The organism is Bacillus sp. PK3-037, from assembly GCF_054161355.1.
Genome location: NZ_CP096408.1, coordinates 2,188,000 through 2,207,505, shown reverse-complemented (window position 1 = coordinate 2,207,505; position 19,506 = coordinate 2,188,000). Strand labels below are relative to the sequence as shown.

Sequence of the window (19,506 nt, the reverse complement as noted above, 5' to 3'; positions counted from 1 at the left end):
TAGATTAGTAACTTGGTGGTCAAAATAAGTGAGATAGCTAGAATTAACTAGTTTGACCACTTTTTGACCACCAAAAACAATAAAAAAATTTAAGACATAAGTGAATTCATATATTCTTCATAACCGTCCACTGATGTATTTTCAAGCTTCTCAGATATATGAGAGTATACGTCTGATGTGATGGTTATATTTTTATGTCCGAGTCTTTCTTGAACAAACTTCATACTTGCACCTGATTCTAGAAGAAGGACAGCATGAGTATGTCTTAAACCATGAATTGGCATTTTTTCTAATCCAGCTTTCTTCAGAATGCGATTGAGTGCATTGAAGAGGGTAGACTTAGGCAAAGGTTTTCCATCCTGTCTGCAAAAAACTAGGTCAAATTCATGTTCGTAAATTTCATTAAAAACTATTCTATTATCATTTAAGTAGTTCATATGTGCTGTCAATTCTTTTGCTAATGAATTGCTGATTTTAATTCTTCTTTCGGATTCATATGTTTTTGTTTCCCCGAATATTTCTTCTCCCTCTTTAACCTGGAAGTCTAAAGATTTGTTAATGAAGTTATTTTTTAGATCAATATCTTTTCTTTGTAAAGCAGCTGCTTCTCCTTTTCGCATCCCTGTTTCAAGTAAAGTTTTAAGAAGATATAGTACAAATAATTATCTTGTCTTGCAACTTTAAGGAAGAGGGTAATATCATCTGACTTAATGTATTCTAACTTTTCTTTTTTCTTAGATTTAGCCCTTGGAATTGTTACCCCTTCACATGGGTTTTCTTCAATTTTTTTAAGAGGTTTTACTGCAGTAGCTAAAGCGTTGAACATTGTCCCGTGAATGATTTCAATTGTTCTTTTGCTTGTATCCTTGGTCTGCTAAATAGTTAATGAATTTTTGATAACGTAAGGGTTTAATATCTTTTAGTTTAATCTTTAAAATAGGGAGAATTTTTGTATTAACATTTCGTTCGTGAAGAATGTAAATGTTTTTTCTAACATTTTCTTGTTTATATTGAGCGAGCCAATCTTTAAGATAATGCTTTAAAAGGATTTCTCCTCCGTTAATTTCTAAATCACCTATCAATCTTTGTTCTTCTTGTCTTGCAGCTAACTGTGCCTCTTTTTTTGTTTAAAATCCACTTTTGGAGACTTCGATTTGCTCTAGTGTTAAAGGGTCTTTATGTTTTATTCTGTATTGCTATGTAGTTCCTCTTTTTCTAAAACTAGCCATACTATCCCACCTTTCTTAGTAACATATCCCATTTTAGTACTTAGTTTTTCGAGGGACAATCAAAAATTCAGACAAGTAAGTTTCTAGCATGTTGGAATAAATTTCTCCTCCTGACTCTAAATAAAATTCCCATTTTAAAGAGTTTTATATAGAACACATTCATAAACTCACTCTGTTAATCAAGAGTGGCTTTTTTTCTTTCCCTCTAAAACTAGATGATGCATATCTATCCCTGATTTGAGCGAAAACGTTATTTTAACTCTCAACTTCCCACGCTTACATCACCTTATGTCTTCACTTACTTTCTAATCTCATAGGAAATTTGAACTTGAAAAAAATTAAAAGTCATTGTGGGGATCAAATAAACCCGACTTTTCCTTATATTGGGTGTATGAGGGAGGAGGGATATGGTAACATAATCAGTTTTTTTGTCGTGGTTCGTCATGTTGGTATTGAAGGTCTTTTCAACACGAAGTGACATAACTTTTTAAGTGTAATACTCATACTTAACAAGAAAGAACGCAGTATATTCTTGTGAAAACAAAAAGGAGAGGTTATATTGAAAAAGAAGGTTTTTGCTTCAATGGTGTTGGGAGCTACTTTACTAGTATCATCTTCTGTCGTTTTTGCTAGTTCTTCAGATGAGGCTACACACGGAGAAGTGAACTTGGATGAAACAAGGCATTTAATACAAATCATGAAATTGACCAAAACTAAAGCGGGTGGCGGTACTTGGTATCACGATTTCGAAGATGGGCAAGTTAAATCCAATTACAATCATACTAAAAAGACTCTAATCAAGTGCGCAGGCTGGCGGAGAAAGGTTCTTTTCATCTAAATGGAAGAAAAAAGATGAAGGGTATACCTACGCTTCAGTGTATGCAACTCTTTGGGGAAATAGGGCTTTTTGGGATACGAAATAAAACAGACAATAAAAAAGTGATTTTTAATCTACTTCCGGTGCCGTCAAAACTTGAATATAAGGCACCGGATTTCTTTTTATGGAGGCTATCCAATGAAGAAAACGATTTATATATTGTTCATTCTATTTTTACTCTCAATGAACATATCCAGCTATCACTATACTCTGAATAAGCAAGTTTTTTATACTTTATTCTCTATTAAACAAACGCTAATTATTAATTACAACAAAGCACACTTTAAAAATGATGATTTCATTAAGGATATAGCTGAATTTTCAAAAATGGAGAACGTGAATATTACTCAATACAATTTTTTAGACGAGAAGACCTTAAATATCTACGCTTCAAACCTTAAGGATGAACCTTCAATCAAAATAAGAGATAGGTTTATATCTAATTTCAATAAAACAGCAAATGAATCAGATAAAAATTTGATTGGTACTATTGATTTCCCTTTATCAACCTGGAAAATCAGATACTTCAATTTAAACCAAATAAACAACGTAGGGTTAGGAAATAGATTTTATATTTCATCCGAGGATGAAGATGTAATTGAACAAGCTAAAAAGCTATTCTCAGACTATGGCGATGTCAGTATAGAAGAAAACATCAGTTTAAATGACTCTGCTGTGTTCAGCACCGCATTACTCTTGTTAGCTTTGCTTTCCATGTTAATCTTGTTTATAGGCATCCTTTATTTCATACTTAAAAATCGCAAGCAACTTCTCTTACAGAAGCTATGGGGATATTCAAAAACCAAATCACTGTTAACTTTCCCAAAAATGTTTTTAAAACCACTTGTTATGATCATAGTTTGCGGCGCCCTTCTCATTGTAATTCTGGCTTTTATATTCAACCTGAACGACTGGTTAACAGTGTACGTTAAAATGTACATGCGAAATGCAATAATTGCGACATTCTTAGTGATAGTATACACAATTATTGTTACTTTGATTTTATATAACAACAGCAATATAAGCGCCACGATAAAAGGCGGCATACCATTTAAAAAGTTTCAATGGCTGTCATTGGGTTTTAAGTTAATTATAACAATCCTACTTTTTAATATTTTTGCTTCATCCCTCTCTAATTTGTTCGATTTAAAACAACGGCTAGACAATCAATCTTATTGGAATAAGACACAAACAGTTTATAAAACCAGTTTTGCAAATACAGGTTTAAACTACAGTGATTTAAAAATTGATAGAGAAAAAAACGAGAAGGTACGAAAGCTTTATCATGAATTAGAAAGACATAAAGATGCGTTTATAATGGATGCTCAAAACTATGGAATACTGAAAATGAATGGGAAAACTCCAGTTTATTTCTATACATTGAATACCACAAAAGAAAATGAAATTTATTCACCATCCGGAAGAAGCGTAACGATTAGTCCTAATTATTTAAAAGTAAACACCATTAAAGGAATTAACGGAAAAACGATTACTGAAAAACAGTTAACCTTCGATCAAAACACATTGAATTTACTTGTTCCAAAAAAATACGCTAAGGACAAAGAAAAAATCCTCAAAGCTTACAAAGATCAATTTTTCTTCGATAAGGTTGAAGTAGACAATATGTATAACAAAGAAATTCAGCAACCATTGAATACGCTGAAAAAAGAGCGGTTGAAAATCAAAATAATATATACTCAAAATAATCAAGAATACTTCACTTATAATAGTATGCTCGGCAACAATAAAAACAATATTATTGATCCAATTGCAATAGTATTCACTGATAATGTTGATTCATCAGTTATAGGTGCATATGCAACCTCAAGTTTATTCTTTTCTGATGCCTCAAAAGGTATGGCATATGACCACATCATCCCTTATTTAGATAAAACAGATACAAAAGAGCTGATTGGTTCTGCGATATCGGTCTATCAAGAATTAAGCGACCAAATAGCACGAATTCAAAATCAGTTCATCCAGAATCTAATTGGATTAACAATAACACTCATATTGTCAGTAGCCTTCCTTATCTCTTATATATGGTCATACTACAGCGCAAATGCTTATCGACTTTACCTAAAAGAGATATTTGGATATTCATACTGGGCTAGAAATAAGAGCTTAATCATATTGTCGACTGTGTCTAACTGTCTGATAGGAATTTGCTTTAGTATTTATTATAAAATCTATGAATTAATAGGCTTGATTGTATTGTTCATTGGAATTGAGATGATTATTCTGTATTTCCTCAGCCTTTATTTGAACAGGAAAAACATGAATAAGATTTTAAAAGGAGACAGATTATGATCGAACTTAAAAGCATATCCAAAAGTTTTGATGGAAAATCAGTTCTTTCTAACTTTTCGATTCACATAGAGGAAAATGAATTTGTTTCTATTGTTGGCAAGAGCGGTTCTGGCAAAACCACTCTTCTAAATATAATCAGCCTCTTAGATTATCCAGATGAAGGTGAAGTTGTGATTTTAGGCTATGAAAATCCTAAATCTAAAGAGGTGATGAAGTTAAGGAGAGAGAATTTAGGATATATCTTTCAAAACTATGTGCTCATGGATAATGAAACTGTATTAACGAATTTATTGCTTTCCACAGCATACGCAAAAGACTTTGACAAAAACAAGCTATCTGAAGCTCTAGAGATGGTAGGCTTAGATAAAAGCTTTTTAAAGAAAAAGGTATACCAGTTGAGCGGTGGTGAACAACAGCGTGTAGCAATAGCTAGGATTATTCTAAAACCCTGCGATATCATTCTGGCCGATGAACCAACCGGAAATCTTGATGAGTACAACAAGAACATTATTCTTTCTCTTTTCCATCAGTTGAAAAAAATGGGGAAAACAATCATATGTGTAACGCATGATCCAGAAATAGCTGGCTGCTCTGATAGAGTAATAAATCTTTCGTAAGGAGTTGTTTTTGATGAAACATATTACTTTTGCAATTTCTACAAGCATACTGATTATTATTACCGGTATTGTTCACAGGGTTATTTTTAGACTATTTGGATTTCCATTCGATGAAGCGCTTTTCTTCTGGGGCGGGTTTGTAGTTGTTTATTTTGTTTTAGCTTTGATTGCTTCCTTACTCTTTAGAAATGTTGGTTCTAGCAGCAGGAGATATCAGGCGTAACTCAAACTGGTCATTAAACATATATACCTTATCTTGAATACATCCTACATATAAAGGATCCTGTATATGTATCATAGTTGGTATATCAGCCACTATAGGCCAGAGATTTCCCTCACATACTCTCTGGCTTTTCTTCTAAGACAAACCTCAAGTGAAAAACATCACCGCCTGTTTTATTTTCCAACACAACTTTGGTGAAACTTTCCGAATTTAAAAGCGTATAGTCTTGGAGAATCATTACATAGCCCATAGGAGGTAATACAATGAGTGAGTTTTGGGAGAGCAGTGAATATGATCCTTTTAGGTTAACAGACATCAGTGATAATGAAATAAAGAATGTTGAAAAAAAGTTAAACTTAACTTTGCCTGAACAATATAAAAAATTGATCATTCAACAAAATGGTGGGTTGATTAATTTTAATGCATTCCCAACAGATCAAGAGACATCTTGGGCTGACGACCACATTGAAGTTGATCATATAAGAGGAATAGGAAAAGATTTAGGCATATTAGAGAGTGAATACCTAATAAAAGAGTGGGGTCTACCACAAAGATTATTGTTAATACAAGGGGATGGACACAATTGGGTTGCATTAGATTATCGTCTAACTAATGAAAATCCACCTGTTCATTATTTTGACCTTGAATTAAATAATGACTTTAAGATTGCAGATTCATTTGATGAATTTTTATCAAAGCTATACACACATGATTATGAAGAAGTTCAAGACGAAAATTTAGATTTTGATAAAATTCCTAGCATTGATCCAAATGATCCAGATGCTATTCAGAAGGAAGAAGTCGAAAAAATTCTTGTTAATAAGAACCCTATGGAGATTCATAGGATTTCTCTTTTTCCAATCCAAAGTGTTGAAGACCTAGAATGGTTGCTGAACATTATTAAACATAATTCCTTAGGGGCACAAGGTGACATGGCTTTTGAATTGGCTGACGTATTGATGTCAGTTGTTTCATCATACTCACACCAAATAAAGTCAAATAATTTAAAAACTATCGTACAAGAAGCTGCTCAAGAGTTAATAAAGTCTAAAAATGAAGATACTGAGATTATACTAGATCAACCTAAAGACTTTTTGTAAAATAAGTATTATCTTCCTATTATTGTTTATTTTAACATCGTTTGTACTGGAATGGAAGTGTGTTAAAAATCCTAAAGAAAAGAGGGATTTAATGAAAAGCTATCAGAAGATTTTGAGTGTCGTTTTGAGTTGCTTCTGCTGCTAACTTTTGTATTGCCGAACTTTGCTGAAGCGCAGTAATTGAACAGCCGGTTTAACCTGGAACAGAAGTTCAAGGATCAGATGAAAATCCGGTTGATTCCGAGTATGAAGAGGATACATACGAAGATTACTCTGATGTTTCGGAAGATTCGTATTATGATAATTTAGCAGATGTTCTTGTTTATGAAGATTTATTAGAGGACGGAGCTACGTAAGAAGAAATCATTGAAGACGAAAATGTTCCTGATAGTGATTTTGAAGAGAATGTTGTAACTCCGACTGAAAGCGCCACTGAACCAGAAACTGATGATGTAGGGGAAGATGAATCTTATCATGCTCAATGGGCTTGGTTAATTCCACCTGCAATTGCTGTTGTCAGTCGGGTCGGAGATAATCTTCTAGTTAAGCAAACGTTAAAGTCAACTACAAAGAATATTGCAGTCAGAAATGGTAAGCTTGCAGGAAAGAAGCACTCTAAGACTGGTGTGAAATTTAATTATAAAGGTTTTCTTGTTTTGCATCTAAATACAATTATAATCTCCCTATGAGTCTAATTAAATCTTCAAATGGTACACAATTTAAGAATGCAAACGCATCTTTGAAGGCAATTAATACTTGGGAGCATGCGGAAAAATTCAATAAGTATCAGATTCAAGACATTAAAAATGGGAAAACTCCACGAGAGTATATATGGCACCACACGAAAATACAGGCAGATTGCAATTAGTAAATAGAACTATACATGAAAAAACCGGACATACAGATGGTAAATCTATCTGGGGTTCTCTATAAATTATTCCTCTCCTCTATTTAGAGGAGGGGTTTTTTATATCACATGCTAAAAAAGAAAGCCACAAGGGGCTTTCAAAATTAACGTTTACAAGCATAGTTGTCATGATCCCTGTCCTTTTTAGATTGGTAAGCAGGGTGCGAGCTAGGTACTCCATTCGGATATTTCTTTCTTAACTCTGTACAATTTTTAAACGTTTCTGTTTCTCCAGTTGACGCTGAAGATGCTTCGTTTTCAGTAGTAGTCGAAGTTTCACTTGATGCCTTTGGAGTAGTAGACTGTTTAGCTGCCGGTTTAGATGTTGTTGCTTTATTAACCGCAGTGTTTTTCTGTTTAACACAGCATTAAATCCTTTGTCAGTCACATCACCATTCTTACTCCATATAGAAAGCTTTTCTGATTTTGCCTCTTGCTCATCTTTCCTGAATTGGTCTATGTATTTCGTATTTGGCTCATAAACATATGCAACTCTGGCCAATCCTTCTTTCAATAATGTCTCTTGAACAGACTTGCCATCGACATAAACGTAAGCTAACAGTCTTCCGTATTTATCTCGGTGGTCACCTTTATCAAATTCCATTTGCAGTTTGCCGTCGCTAACCAATTCTTTGTTTCATTTAGATACATCCTCGCCATATGGTTGAACACAAGAATCTGGCTTTTTACTCTCAGGAGTGTCTACGAGTAAGTAACATACTGTATCAACGTTCCCGTTGTATTTAACCTTAATCGTATCTCCATCAACAACCTTGTCTAAGGTTACATCCACTAATTCCTTTTTGTCTTTAGAATCGGATTTGTCAGCTGTTTTTTCTTTAGTAGCTTCCTTTTGTTTAGCATCCTAAGAAACTTGTTGTGTTTCTTTAGATTCGTACTACTTTTTTCAGTATCATTTGAGCCGCAGGCAGCCAATGATAAACTCAAAGTGAATGCAGCAAAGCCTAATATTACTTTCTTCAGCTTCATTTCCTCTTTAGAATTTTTGTTCTCTATCTATATCGGTAGAACATGAATAATTACAATCCGGGATCCAATTATTGTGAATTTAATTTTTCCTTAACATGTTCTTTTTTCAGTCTATGTTTGATCGGGTCATGTTAAAATTTTACTGAATTTATAGTCAAAAGGGGAACGTGCTTATGATAGGGGTTAAAGTTGAAAAATCAAAAGAAAACTTAGTAATCAATTGGCAATTATCCAAAATTGAAATTCAAATCAAAGAAATTAACGATGTATTCCTTGATCCAAACTATGGGGGAGAGGAAAAAAGTGCGGTTAGGATTGGGTTTCCTTATGGCTCTACGGATAGGGTAGTGATTAAAACAGCAAATAACACTTATATTTTGTTCACTACTAACGCTGCTTCAATCATGAATAAAATTGTTAATGCTTAAAGTATTTAAGTTTCATTTACCATGTATTCTGCGATAATAATATCATTTATATATGGGGTGATTTATTTGACTAACTTTGTTCATAAGACTGTAAACGGTTTGAAAAGTCTTTAGATGAAAAAGGAGCCATTAAATTATTTTGTCCTGAAGGATATATCATGGAGTTCCTCGTTACATTTTCACAGGACAAAGCAACCCTGAATGACATTCAAAGCTTTGCGGCTAAACACCAGCTTACCCTTCCAGATGATTATCAGAAGTTTATTACATTACATAATGGTGCGAAAATTTTTCAGATACTAGCTGATGGGGAGAATATAGGTGGAGGACTTTATTTATTTAGCCTTGAAGAGATTGAAGAAGAATTAAAATATGAGGATTTGTTTGAAGAGATCAATGGCATCCCAATTGGTCACTTATTAGAAGGCTGCCATTTGTTGATTGACAAAGATAAATTGGATAAAGGTGATCCCAACTATCTCTTTATATTTCAAATGGGTGAGTATACACCTTTAAATTTAAATTTTGAGATATTTCTAGACCGGTATATACTCTCCAATGGGGAAGCTTTTTGGGAATGGCGCTACTATACCGCAGAAAATTATTATAGAACAAGATAGCACAATGTATAAGGCAGTCAACTTTAGGCTGTCTTTTTCTGTTATTGAAATAGATTTGTGGTAAAATTTACATAGAATGAGCTGGGAAGGAGAATGATATGAAGGTATTTGAGGCTGATTCATTGCTTTCTGAAGCGGATAAAAGAACCAAAGAGTACAAGGAACTAAGGTCACAAATGGTGAAGCTCAGAAAAGCGTTTAAAGACGTAACTGACCTGGATGACAGCGAATTTTCTGGTAAAGGTGCTGATAACATTAAAGCATTTTATCATGACCATGTTGGCGTGACCGACCAATGGATTGATCTGATTGACATGAAGATTGCTTTCTTAAGCAGCGTTTCTGCAAAGCTTGAAGACGCCAAGATGTCTGATGCTTACATAGAAGAATCTTTTTTAGAACATGAGCTAGTGAATGCATACACAAAATCAAAATCCATTATGTCTGAACAGAAAAAAGCAATGAAAGACATATTAAACGACATCAATGACATCCTTCCTCTTGAAATATTCTCAACAGAAGACTTCAAAGACAAACTTTCTTCCGCAGATGACAAACGTGAAAAAACAATTGATAAGCTAAACAAGCTTGATGAGGATTTAAAAACAGACTACGCTGTAACAGAACCAAACGAACAATTTATTCAGCAAGACTTTAAAAGCTGCAGGAATCAACAGGCAAAGGAAAAAACGCTACTCCGATTCACTATAACGCCAAAGCGTATAGAGAAAGTGACATACATAAGAAAAAAGGCGATATTGAAAAGCATTCTGAAGCTTATTTAAGCGTGAAGAAAGAAGAAGCTAAAGAACGTGAAATAAAGGAATTGAAAAAGAAGCTTAATGACGGTGTATCTGACCCAGATGAATATGTAGAGATTGCTAAGAAAGTAGGCTACGAGAATCTCGAGCCAGCTCAAGTTCAGCTTGCAGTACAAATTGAACAAGCGAAGCAGCTAGAGGGAGCAGGAGAAATCACCTGGGACATCGTAAAAGGTGTAGGAGTAGGCTTATATGATGTTGGTAAAGACACTGTAACCGGCATATGGGACTTCATCACCGATCCGGGAGAAACACTCTCAGCACTGGGGAATGCAGTTATTCATCCAGTGAAAACATATGACGCTATTTCAGCAGCAATAGAAGAGTCATATCAAAAAGATATGGTGAATGGAGATGCCTATTCTAGATCAAGATGGGTTACCTATGCTGTTGGTTCAGTGGCTGTAGCTGTTTTTGGAACCAAAGGTGCAGGAGCCATTAACAAAGCAGATGCAGCGGGTAAGGTCATAAACAAGGCAGGGCAAGCAGGGAAGAAAATGAAGGACGTTAAGATTCCAGATTTGCTTCCGTATAACCCTAAGTATAAACTTGCTCTAGCAGATAACGTACCATACAATGTGGTTGATAGCCAAAACCTTAAGAATGAACTTTTGACTAATGCGAAGAAATTACCAGATGGAACAAGAAAGCCGTTTACTGGACAAAAGATTAATCCACCATGGTTAAATAAAGAAAAGTATGAAGCGTATGAAATAAAGGGGAAGGTAAAGGCGAAGGGGAAAGTTAAAGATGTAAGCCGAAGAGTGTATACTTTGAAAGATATAGATATTAATCAAAAAACAGAATTCGGCGTTACAAATCTTCAACTAATGAAAAACGGGAATGCCCCTTATGCAAAAGATGGCACACAGATTAATTTACATCACTTGATTCAAGAAGAACCTGGCCCAATGCTTGAAATCCCGAACAGTTTACATACAAAATATAGTGATGTCATTCATAAGCTTAAGTCTGATGGTGAAAGTTTTAGAAATGATAAGGTTTTAAAAGCCCAATACGAAAGCTTTAGAAAGAGATATTGGAAGTGGAGAGCGAAACAATTTGAGAATGCGAATTGAGGTGTTTAAATGATTTATTCGAAGGTTGAAGACTTTATTAATGAAAATAAACAAAATGCTATATTTACAGAAGGGGCAAGTCATGAAAACATTGATCGCATTGAAGAAATCCTCCAATGCGATCTTCCCAATAGCTATAAATGGTTTTTAGAAAAATATGGTGCTGGTGGTTTATTCGGTGTTTTAGTTTTAGGCTACAACTTTGATCATGCATCAGTTGTAAATAGAACTAAGGAATATAAAGAACACTATGGCCTTCCTGATGGACTTGTGGTTATTGAAGATGTTGATTACTTTGCTTACTGTCTAGATACAAATAAAGTGAAAGACGGAGAATGCCCTGTAGTTGAATGGGATAGGGTAATTGGTTATAAAGATACTGCTGCAGAAAGCTTTATTGAATTTTTTTATAATAAGATTCAGGAAGCGAAAGATGATTGGGAAGAGGATGAAGACTGGGACGATTAAAACTGTAAAGAAGGTCTTTAACTCGTTTTCCATACAAATGGAGGAGTATTAATGCGAGATTCAATAATATCAAATAAAAGTTGAAAGAGTTTTCAATTGATGTAAAAACAAATCCCAGCATTAATACAAACGAAGAACTCAAAGGAATAAAAATGAATATAGGCAATCAATTACCTTCAGATTATAAGGACTTTTTGCAGGAATACGGGGTATGTTATTTAGAAAGTAAAAAAACATCAGATGAAATTGAGTATGACGTTTGCTATAAACCTATAGAGAAAGATCCTTAGATGGGTAAGGACGATAATACACAATTGTTAGAGGTTTTTTATGGTTTAGCGAACGATCACAATAATCTTCAGAAAGCGATCGACACATATTCTGATCGCTTTCCTAATTCTAACCCTGAATTGCGTTCTGTTGGATGAAGTGGGTGTGTAGCCGTATAGATTTGTACACTAGGTCCAAGCATACAATGATCACCAAACCGCACTTCACATACATCTAAAATTGTCCAATCAAAATTTGCGAAAAAGTTATCACCTACATAAGTGTTATATCCATAATCAAACCTAATATTGGGTTGCATATATACGTTTTCTCCTGATGAACCAAGTAACTCTTTCAATAAATTAACCCGTTTAACTACTTCAGTTTCTGTAGTTTGATTGCAAATTCTAACAAGTTGACTTGCTTTTTGTCTGTCTTTTGCTAACTCGGGGTCCGACGGATCATATACATCTCCGGCTAACATTTTTCTCTTTTTCTTTTATCATTAATATCCCCCTTGTTATGTTTTAATAGTGTACAAATTTAAATTGGGTTTAAAAAGTTGGTACAGTGCAAGAGAAATAATCCACTCTTCTTTAGTGATATGAGTGGATTATTTCTAAGTTCTTATTTCTCTTGGATCTCCGTCCTCGCCGAAATAAAGTTTAGTACATGCTGTCTGCCCGGTGCAGCGTGAATTGCTCCTTTAACAGAAGCAGTGAGAGCTCCGCTTGCATTAGCAAACGTCAGCAAGCGCTGGTGATGTTTACTTATTTGTTCGCACAGCGTCTCCTTTGATATGCCGATTGACATCAATTCAGATAAAAAACCGCCGATAAAGGCATCGCCCGCACCGGTTGTATCGGAAACAGCGACTTTAAACCCTTTATGTTCGTACGACTCGCCATTTTTTAAATAAATCGCTGCACCGCCGCTTCCTTTTGTCAGAACAACGACATTAACAAGTCCGGTGAAAAGCGACGTGACTGCTTCTTGTTCATCATCAATGTTTGTGATAAACTGCAGTTCCTCATCGGACACTTTTACAATATCCGCAAGAGGCAAGAAGTTGAGAATCGTCTCACGGCAGCTTTCTTCATCAGGCCATAAAGGAAGCCTGATATTGGGATCAAAGCTAATGATTCCACCATTTTTTTGAAAGTCCTCAATAACTTTGATATGGGTTTGTTTCATTGGACTTTCAACTAAATCGATTGAACAAAAGTGAAGCATATCTCCTTGATTAAACCTTTCCGACATCAACTCATCTGGTGAAAGCAGCAAATCAGCGGCATTTTTACGATAAAAATGAAAGCTTCTTTCCCCAGACTTGTCTACGGATACAAATGCCAATCCGGTTTCACCTTCATCGCTTTGAATAATATAAGAAGTATCTACGCCATTTTCTTTAAGTACGCCAACTATATAATCCCCGAAATGATCGTTAGCAATCTTCGTCAGCATGACGGCATGCGCGCCGTATTTTGCAGCAGCGATTGCCGCATTCATCGGCGCGCCGCCGGCAACGCGCTCAAAGGATGTGACATCTTGTAAAGCCTTTTCTTTTTGGACGGGAATAAAATCAATCAGTGTTTCACCGATGCAAAATATTTTTTTCAAGCGATTCATCTTCCTTCCAGATGTCTTTTAAAGTCCAGTAGGTGAATTCCTCAACCCTTACTGCGCCTTTCTCAGAAAACAGCTCAATTCCCAATCGGTCTTTTTTCGGATAAATGCGGCTAGTCATCGTTATTTCTCCATGGTTGGCGAATACTTCTATTGATGATCTGTCAATAAATATACGCAGTGTCAGCTTTCCATTTGCTTCTAGCCGCGCATTTCTCAAACTGTCTCGCGATTTCCCCATCTTAGAGCAATCGAGTGAGAGCTTTTGATCAGTTATGTTGTATTTGATAGCTGTTTCTTCTTCTTCAAGGCCTCGAATCTTCAAACCTACTGATTCCGCATTGCAATCTGTTAAATCATACACGACTTGAATTTCAAGAAGCTCTTCGGCTGTTTTTGCCAAGTAATTCCCTGAAATCAACTGATTCGTACATTCCAGATGGTTTGATTCTCGCAACAACTTAGTTTCTTCCACAGGATTCATCAAAATTTTATGATCATTCCGCAATGTTAATTCTCTCGGCAATGTCAAAGCGCCGCACCATCCATCTGCTTTTGTCGGCATCTCAGATTCCCACATATCCATCCAGCCTATGGCAATTCTGCGTCCTTTATCATCTAATAACGTTTGTACAGCATAAAAGTCATGGCCGTGATCCAGCTCTGTAAAAGCGCCATACACAAATTCGTTGGTTTCATCATTATATTCTCCAATTAAATAGCCGGTTTGATGCAAATTCTTATATAAATCACCGTCTGCTTCAATACCCTGCGGAGATATCAGCAAGACATGTTTGCCGCCCAATTCGAAGAAGTCAGGACATTCCCACATATAGCCGAGATCTCCATCACTTTGGGCAAGAACACCTTTGTATTCCCAATCTCGCAAATTGGGCGAGCGGTATAAAATAACTCGTCCAACGTTTTCTTTCGTTGAATTACCGACTACCATATACCAGCTGTTCCGATGCTTCCATACTTTAGGATCGCGGAAATGGCGGGAGCTGTCTTCCGGCGGTTTCGCAATGACAGGGTTTTCCTGAATCTTTTCAAACACGATCCCATCTTGACTGACAGCGATATTTTGGTTTTGATAGAAAATGTCTTTCTCTTGATCTATCACAATATGCCCTGTATAAATTAAAGCAAGTTTTCCATTGAAATCTACTGCGCTTCCTGAGAAACAGCCGCTTTCATCAAAAGAGTCACCAGGGGCTAAAGCAACCGGAAGATGTTCCCAATGTATGAGATCTTTACTTTTTACATGGCCCCAGTGCATTTGGGCCCAATTCTCATCATACGGATGATGCTGATAAAAGACATGGTATTCTCCTTTATAGTGAATAAGCCCATTCGGGTCATTTATCCAGTTTGCCCGGGGCATAATATGGTACCCTAATCGATAACGAGTGTTCATCTTTTCCTCCGCTTTTTTCAAAGCTTCCTCTGCCTGTTGGATTCTATCCATTCGTGACATCCTCTCTATATCTGTTTTTATGAAAACGATGAGCATATGCAGTGCCTTTCTTTGAATCTAATAAAGTAAAGGTTGAAATGATTGTGAAACATAGAGCCAGGGTTCCCATGAATAGATATGTTTGACGGAAACCTATACTGTCGTATAAACCACCCGCAATCGGGGAGAAAATCGATGTACCTACTTGAGATGCAAATTGAAAGCCGACAAGATAAAGAACTGATGAAAGACGTGTATCAAAATTGGCGGCTAAATACTTGAAAATCGCAATCAGCATGATTGGTAATTCTAAAGCATGAATAAGTTTCATCGATGAAATTCCGAACGGTCCGATGACAATTCCAGACCCAATAATTCGGAAAGACATCAAAAGCCCCGCGAGAATTAAGCTTTTCTTAGGACCGAGTCTGTTAACAATAAAGGGGGCCAAAAACAACATGCCCGCTTCAAGAAATACTTGAAATGAGTTTAAATATCCAAAAATTTGATTCCCCATAGCTGAAGTGGGAAATAAAGAAGCGTAGTAAATCGGGAATTGCTGATCATAGACGCCGTACACGCATGTCACTCCGATTACGTACAACATTAAAAACCAAAAGTCTTTTAATAGAAAAAGTCCTCCTACGTCTTTTAACCGGATTGAATCCGCTCTTTCCTTATCATAATCCGTCATCTCAATTTTTATGGAGATAATAATGGCCACCAATATAACTGCTGAAAGGGACGCAATCCAGAAATTGATATTCGGATTGATATTGAACAGCTGTCCTGCAAAAAATGTTGCTGCCGCCCAGCCAAGTGAACCCCACATCCTTGTCTTGCCGTATTCGAACTGATATTTTCGGCTGACCTTTTCAATATAGGTTTCAATAGCGCCAACTCCCGCAAGAAAAGCAGTTCCTAGATAAATACCGCCGACAATGGCGCCGAGGAAGACATCATATTGTAAAAGCGGCCCGTAGATAAAGATATAAAACGGCCCGGTAAAAACAATAAGTACACTAATCATAAATAATATGTTTTTCTTCAGCCCAAGTTTATCAGAGATAAAGCCATATAAAGGCTGCATGCATAAAGTAAAGATAGCGTTTACAGAAAAGATAATCCCAGTCGCCGATCCATTCAATTTGACTTCCTGTCCCAACCAAATCGCAAACAAAGAGTAGCTGGAAGACCATGTGAAAAAGAAAAAGAAAAGATAAGCGCTCAGTTTCCAATACAAACTTTTTGAGCCTTTCATTTCTACAGCTCCTTTAACCCAACATTGTTATCTACTTAATACCTGTTCCTGAACCGCTAAGACCTTCCAAAATGTAGCGCTGAGCCACAATATAAATCAAGATCAATGGGATGGTGGAAATCGTCAATACAGCCATAACTTGATTTGTGTAGACAGGCTCTGTGCTGTTGATAGCTGTAATCGCAACTTGAATCGGAAATTTCGACTTATCCGTCAAAACCATTAGCGGCCAAATATAATCATTCCAGCTGCCGATAAAGGCTAAGGTGCCGACAGTGGCGACAGCTGGTTTAGACATCGGTATCATAATCCGCCAGAAGATTTGCCATGTATTTGCTCGGTCAAGCTTGGCCGATTCAATCATTTCCTCCGGAATTGCCATGAAAAAGTTTCTGAACAAATAAATATTGAATGCCCCCGCTAATGCCGGCAAAATAACGGCAAGGCGTGTATCGACCAAACCGATTTTATGAATAATTGTAAACTGTGAGATTAAAATCGTTTCAAACGGTACAATTAAAAGCGCCAACAAAATGCCAAAGAGCATCTTTTTCCCTGAAAATTGCAATTTGGCGAATGCAAACCCTGCCATTCCGTTAATCACAACAGATCCGGCTGCTACGCACACACCATAAAAAAGACTGTTACCAATATACATAAGCAAATCAAACCGAGTCAGCGCTTCCCTATAGGATGAAAACCATTCTGCCAGATGAAGAGAGGGCAGAAACGCTTTGAAGCTGTTCATATTATTGTAAATTTCCGCTTCCGGTTTCATTGAAGATGCAATCATCCAAATGAGCGGAAAGATAAATAGAACGGCCAGCAAAACAAGACACGTATACTCCAGAATTGTCAAAGGCCCGAACTTACGTCTCAATGGTCTTCATCCTCCTTAACCAACTTGCGTTGTGCGAGTGTCACCAATCCAATAATTGTTCCAAACAAGAGCGCGATCGAGCTTGCATATCCGACCATCCGATCGGTAAATCCAGTTTGATAAATATAATAGACAACCGTCATCGTTGAATTGACTGGTCCGCCCTGAGTCATAACCATGGGCTGAACAAGGAGTTTAAACGCGCTGATCAGCGTTGTGATAAAGATAAAAACAGATGTCGGTTTTAACAAAGGTAATGTAATGTAAATAAAACGCTGCCATTTATTCATGCCATCTAATTGCGCCGCCTCGTAGACATCCTCGGGAATGTTTTGCAAACCAGCTAAAAAGATGAGCATCTGAAACCCTGCTCCTTGCCAAGCGGAAACGACAACGATCGTAAAGATTGCTTGCTTAGGGCTCGTCAAGAAAGGCTGTGGTGATAGACCGAAGTGCGCCAATACATTATTTATCATACCTTCATTCGGATTCAGCAAGTACATCCACAAAACGGAGATGACAACCAGTGACATGACGACAGGACTAAAGTATGCGACTTTGAAAAAAGCGTTGGCTTTGCGTTTTTTATTCAATAGGAGGGCAAGCCCAAGTGCTGTCCCGATCTGAAGCGGTATCAAAACGACGACAAATGTAATGGTGTTGCCCAAACTTTTTAAGAATATTGGATCCTGAAAAAGTTTGATGAAATTATCAAAGCCGATAAACTTACGCAAATCAGGCGTTAACAAATAGTAATCTGTAAATGCGTAGTACACAGCCATAATGGAAGGAATCACAAGAAACATGAATAAAATAAGCAAAGCAGGCCCTAAGAACATATATGCGACTGCGTTTTCCCGCCAGCGTATTTTATTCACTGTCTTTCTTTCTAATGGAAAGGCCGGCCTAGTCTCTTTCAATATGGTTTTATTCATGGCGTCCACCTGTTAGTTTGCCTTATCGATGGCAGATTGCATTTCTTTTACACGTGTATCTAGCACGTTTTGAATATCCTGGTTTTGATCATAAAAGCTAATGTCATCGATTGTTTGTTGAAATGCTCGAGTTACCTGCGGATATGCCGGTGTCACCGGACGAGCATGGCCTGTTTGTTTCAGCTGCTGCATAAAGACATTCATTTCATAAGAAAATTCTTTTGTCAGCACTTTCTCTGATGAATAACGTACAGGCAGGGCGGCGATCGATCGGCTCAATTCAATATTGGAATCCTTATTCGTCATCCAATCTACTAATTTTGCTGCCCACTCTTTATTTTCAGACGCTTGTGTCATTGCGAACTGCCAGCTTCCTGAAGGAGAGACAAGCTTTTTGGTTTTTGGCGATACAGGATATGGCATCACTCCATAATCGACGTTGGAAAAGTTTGTTTTCAGATCGGTTATTGTCCACACGCCGCTCATCTTCATCGGGTATTTCTCCGTTTCAAACGCTTGTTTGACAGGGGTGCGTGTTGTATAGCCCTCTTTAAGCATCGTTTGTATAAACGTCATCGCTTCAACGGTTGGTTTTTTGTTAAAGACGCCATCCGCTTTTTTTCCATTTTCTGAAAGAATATCCCCGCCAGCTGACCAAACAAACGGTAAGAGCGCATAAGTCAATATTTCGTCTTTTGACTGTAATTGCATATCGATAGCTGGTTTATCGTATTTATTTTTCAGCCTTTTGCAAAGATCAAGAAATTCTTTCCATGTCCAAGGATCTTTTACTGTTGGTAGCGTTTTCAAATCAACTCCGGCATCCTTAAGCATTTTTTTGTTATAGTAAATGCCGACTGACGATTCACTGACGCCGATGGCATACAGTTTCCCTTGGTAGGTGCCTTGCTGCTTAATACTTGGCAATAAATCATCCTGGTCTTTAATAAACTCATCCAAAGGTGCAATTACGCCAGATTTCGCATAAGCCGCAGTATTTGGTCCGTCCAAAGTGATGACATCAGGCAGGGTGTTCGTTGTTAATGCCGCATTCACTTTGTCTTCATAACCTCCACCGTTACCGCTTCGGGGAATGAATTCAATTTTCGCCTCGACATTTTCTGAAGCGTACTTTTTATTAAAAGCATCCGCTCGCTTTTGATATACCTTTCCTTCCTCATTATCATCCGATACGTGCACCCACATTGTAATCGTTTTCTTTCCGCTGCTGTTTGCGCTGTCGCTTTTGTTACAACCCCAGACTGCAAACATGAGCAGCAACAACAAACTTCCTAACATTAATCTTTTCATATTCATTAATTTCCCTCCTTTTGCACAAAAATGTAAAAGCGCTTTCAAAAAGAATTGTATGTCAACCGGTTCCATGTGTCAACCGGTTGACATAAATT

At 36.8% G+C, this 19,506-nt stretch carries 15 protein-coding genes and 6 pseudogenes; 12 read left to right on the top strand and 9 right to left on the bottom strand.

Translation table 11 applies throughout. The features are described 5' to 3' along the window. Nucleotides 1-89: 89 nt before the first annotated feature. Nucleotides 90-1,187: pseudogene (locus tag M1D69_RS11510) on the bottom strand (tyrosine-type recombinase/integrase). 601 nt (nt 1,188-1,788) lie between these two features. Between M1D69_RS11510 and M1D69_RS11505 the strand changes: the two are divergent. From M1D69_RS11505 to M1D69_RS11475, 7 genes are all read left to right on the top strand, one after another. Next, on the top strand, nt 1,789-2,067 hold the full coding sequence (locus M1D69_RS11505; protein WP_458106027.1) for a hypothetical protein: 279 nt from the start codon (nt 1,789-1,791) through the stop codon (nt 2,065-2,067). A gap of 177 nt (nt 2,068-2,244) precedes the next feature. After that, nucleotides 2,245-4,416, top strand: a complete 2,172-nt coding sequence (locus M1D69_RS11500) for a DUF1430 domain-containing protein (RefSeq protein ID WP_458106028.1) — start codon at nt 2,245-2,247, stop codon at nt 4,414-4,416. Beyond that, on the top strand, nt 4,413-5,033 hold the full coding sequence (locus tag M1D69_RS11495) for an ATP-binding cassette domain-containing protein (protein WP_458106029.1): 621 nt from the start codon (nt 4,413-4,415) through the stop codon (nt 5,031-5,033). The genes M1D69_RS11500 and M1D69_RS11495 overlap by 4 nt, the downstream gene beginning before the upstream one ends. Before the next feature lie 13 nt (nt 5,034-5,046). After that, nucleotides 5,047-5,256, top strand: coding sequence for a bacteriocin-like WGxF protein (locus M1D69_RS11490; RefSeq protein ID WP_059292718.1), 210 nt, complete (start codon nt 5,047-5,049; stop codon nt 5,254-5,256). Nucleotides 5,257-5,519: 263 nt separating this feature from the next. Beyond that, nucleotides 5,520-6,356, top strand: coding sequence for an SMI1/KNR4 family protein (locus M1D69_RS11485; protein ID WP_458106030.1), 837 nt, complete (start codon nt 5,520-5,522; stop codon nt 6,354-6,356). A gap of 685 nt (nt 6,357-7,041) precedes the next feature. After that, complete coding sequence (locus M1D69_RS11480) at nt 7,042-7,224, top strand: HNH endonuclease (RefSeq protein WP_458106031.1); 183 nt, start codon at nt 7,042-7,044, stop codon at nt 7,222-7,224. Then, nucleotides 7,188-7,289, top strand: a complete 102-nt coding sequence (locus tag M1D69_RS11475; RefSeq protein ID WP_458106032.1) for an HNH endonuclease — start codon at nt 7,188-7,190, stop codon at nt 7,287-7,289. Before M1D69_RS11480 ends, M1D69_RS11475 begins: the two co-directional genes overlap by 37 nt. A 78-nt stretch (nt 7,290-7,367) precedes the next feature. On the opposite strand, the pseudogene M1D69_RS11470 reads toward M1D69_RS11475, so the two are convergent. Beyond that, nucleotides 7,368-8,247 (bottom strand): annotated as a pseudogene (locus M1D69_RS11470) (thermonuclease family protein). Nucleotides 8,248-8,426: 179 nt separating this feature from the next. Between M1D69_RS11470 and M1D69_RS11465 the strand changes: the two are divergent. From M1D69_RS11465 to M1D69_RS11445, 5 genes and pseudogenes are all read left to right on the top strand, one after another. Further along, nucleotides 8,427-8,681, top strand: a complete 255-nt coding sequence (locus tag M1D69_RS11465) for a SunI/YnzG family protein (RefSeq protein WP_458106033.1) — start codon at nt 8,427-8,429, stop codon at nt 8,679-8,681. Nucleotides 8,682-8,747: 66 nt separating this feature from the next. Continuing rightward, nucleotides 8,748-9,301 (top strand): annotated as a pseudogene (locus M1D69_RS11460) (SMI1/KNR4 family protein). Between the two features lie 98 nt (nt 9,302-9,399). Beyond that, nucleotides 9,400-11,201: pseudogene (gene yobL / locus M1D69_RS11455) on the top strand (LXG family T7SS effector ribonuclease toxin YobL). A gap of 9 nt (nt 11,202-11,210) precedes the next feature. Beyond that, a complete protein-coding gene (locus M1D69_RS11450) occupies nt 11,211-11,669 on the top strand; it encodes an SMI1/KNR4 family protein (protein WP_458106034.1) in 459 nt (152 codons plus the stop codon). An 80-nt stretch (nt 11,670-11,749) separates the two neighbouring features. After that, nucleotides 11,750-12,070, top strand: a pseudogene (locus tag M1D69_RS11445) (SMI1/KNR4 family protein); the annotation flags it as partial. Here M1D69_RS11445 and M1D69_RS11440 read toward each other — a convergent pair. The 7 genes and pseudogenes from M1D69_RS11440 to M1D69_RS11410 all read right to left on the bottom strand — a co-directional run. Further along, nucleotides 12,058-12,423, bottom strand: a pseudogene (locus tag M1D69_RS11440) (sugar O-acetyltransferase); the annotation flags it as partial. The pseudogenes M1D69_RS11445 and M1D69_RS11440 sit on opposite strands and share 13 nt — an antisense overlap. Nucleotides 12,424-12,566: 143 nt before the next feature. Then, nucleotides 12,567-13,559, bottom strand: coding sequence for a carbohydrate kinase family protein (locus tag M1D69_RS11435; protein ID WP_458106035.1), 993 nt, complete (start codon nt 13,557-13,559; stop codon nt 12,567-12,569). Then, nucleotides 13,534-15,033, bottom strand: a complete 1,500-nt coding sequence (locus M1D69_RS11430) for a glycoside hydrolase family 32 protein (protein WP_458106036.1) — start codon at nt 15,031-15,033, stop codon at nt 13,534-13,536. Before M1D69_RS11430 ends, M1D69_RS11435 begins: the two co-directional genes overlap by 26 nt. Further along, entirely contained in the window at nt 15,026-16,282 is a 1,257-nt protein-coding gene (locus M1D69_RS11425; protein ID WP_458106037.1) for an oligosaccharide MFS transporter, read from the bottom strand. Before M1D69_RS11425 ends, M1D69_RS11430 begins: the two co-directional genes overlap by 8 nt. A gap of 31 nt (nt 16,283-16,313) precedes the next feature. Continuing rightward, complete coding sequence (locus M1D69_RS11420) at nt 16,314-17,162, bottom strand: carbohydrate ABC transporter permease (protein ID WP_458106038.1); 849 nt, start codon at nt 17,160-17,162, stop codon at nt 16,314-16,316. Continuing rightward, a complete protein-coding gene (locus M1D69_RS11415) occupies nt 17,159-18,097 on the bottom strand; it encodes a carbohydrate ABC transporter permease (RefSeq protein WP_458106039.1) in 939 nt (312 codons plus the stop codon). Before M1D69_RS11415 ends, M1D69_RS11420 begins: the two co-directional genes overlap by 4 nt. A 12-nt stretch (nt 18,098-18,109) precedes the next feature. Next, a complete protein-coding gene (locus M1D69_RS11410; protein WP_458106040.1) occupies nt 18,110-19,414 on the bottom strand; it encodes an ABC transporter substrate-binding protein in 1,305 nt (434 codons plus the stop codon). Nucleotides 19,415-19,506 lie beyond the last annotated feature (92 nt).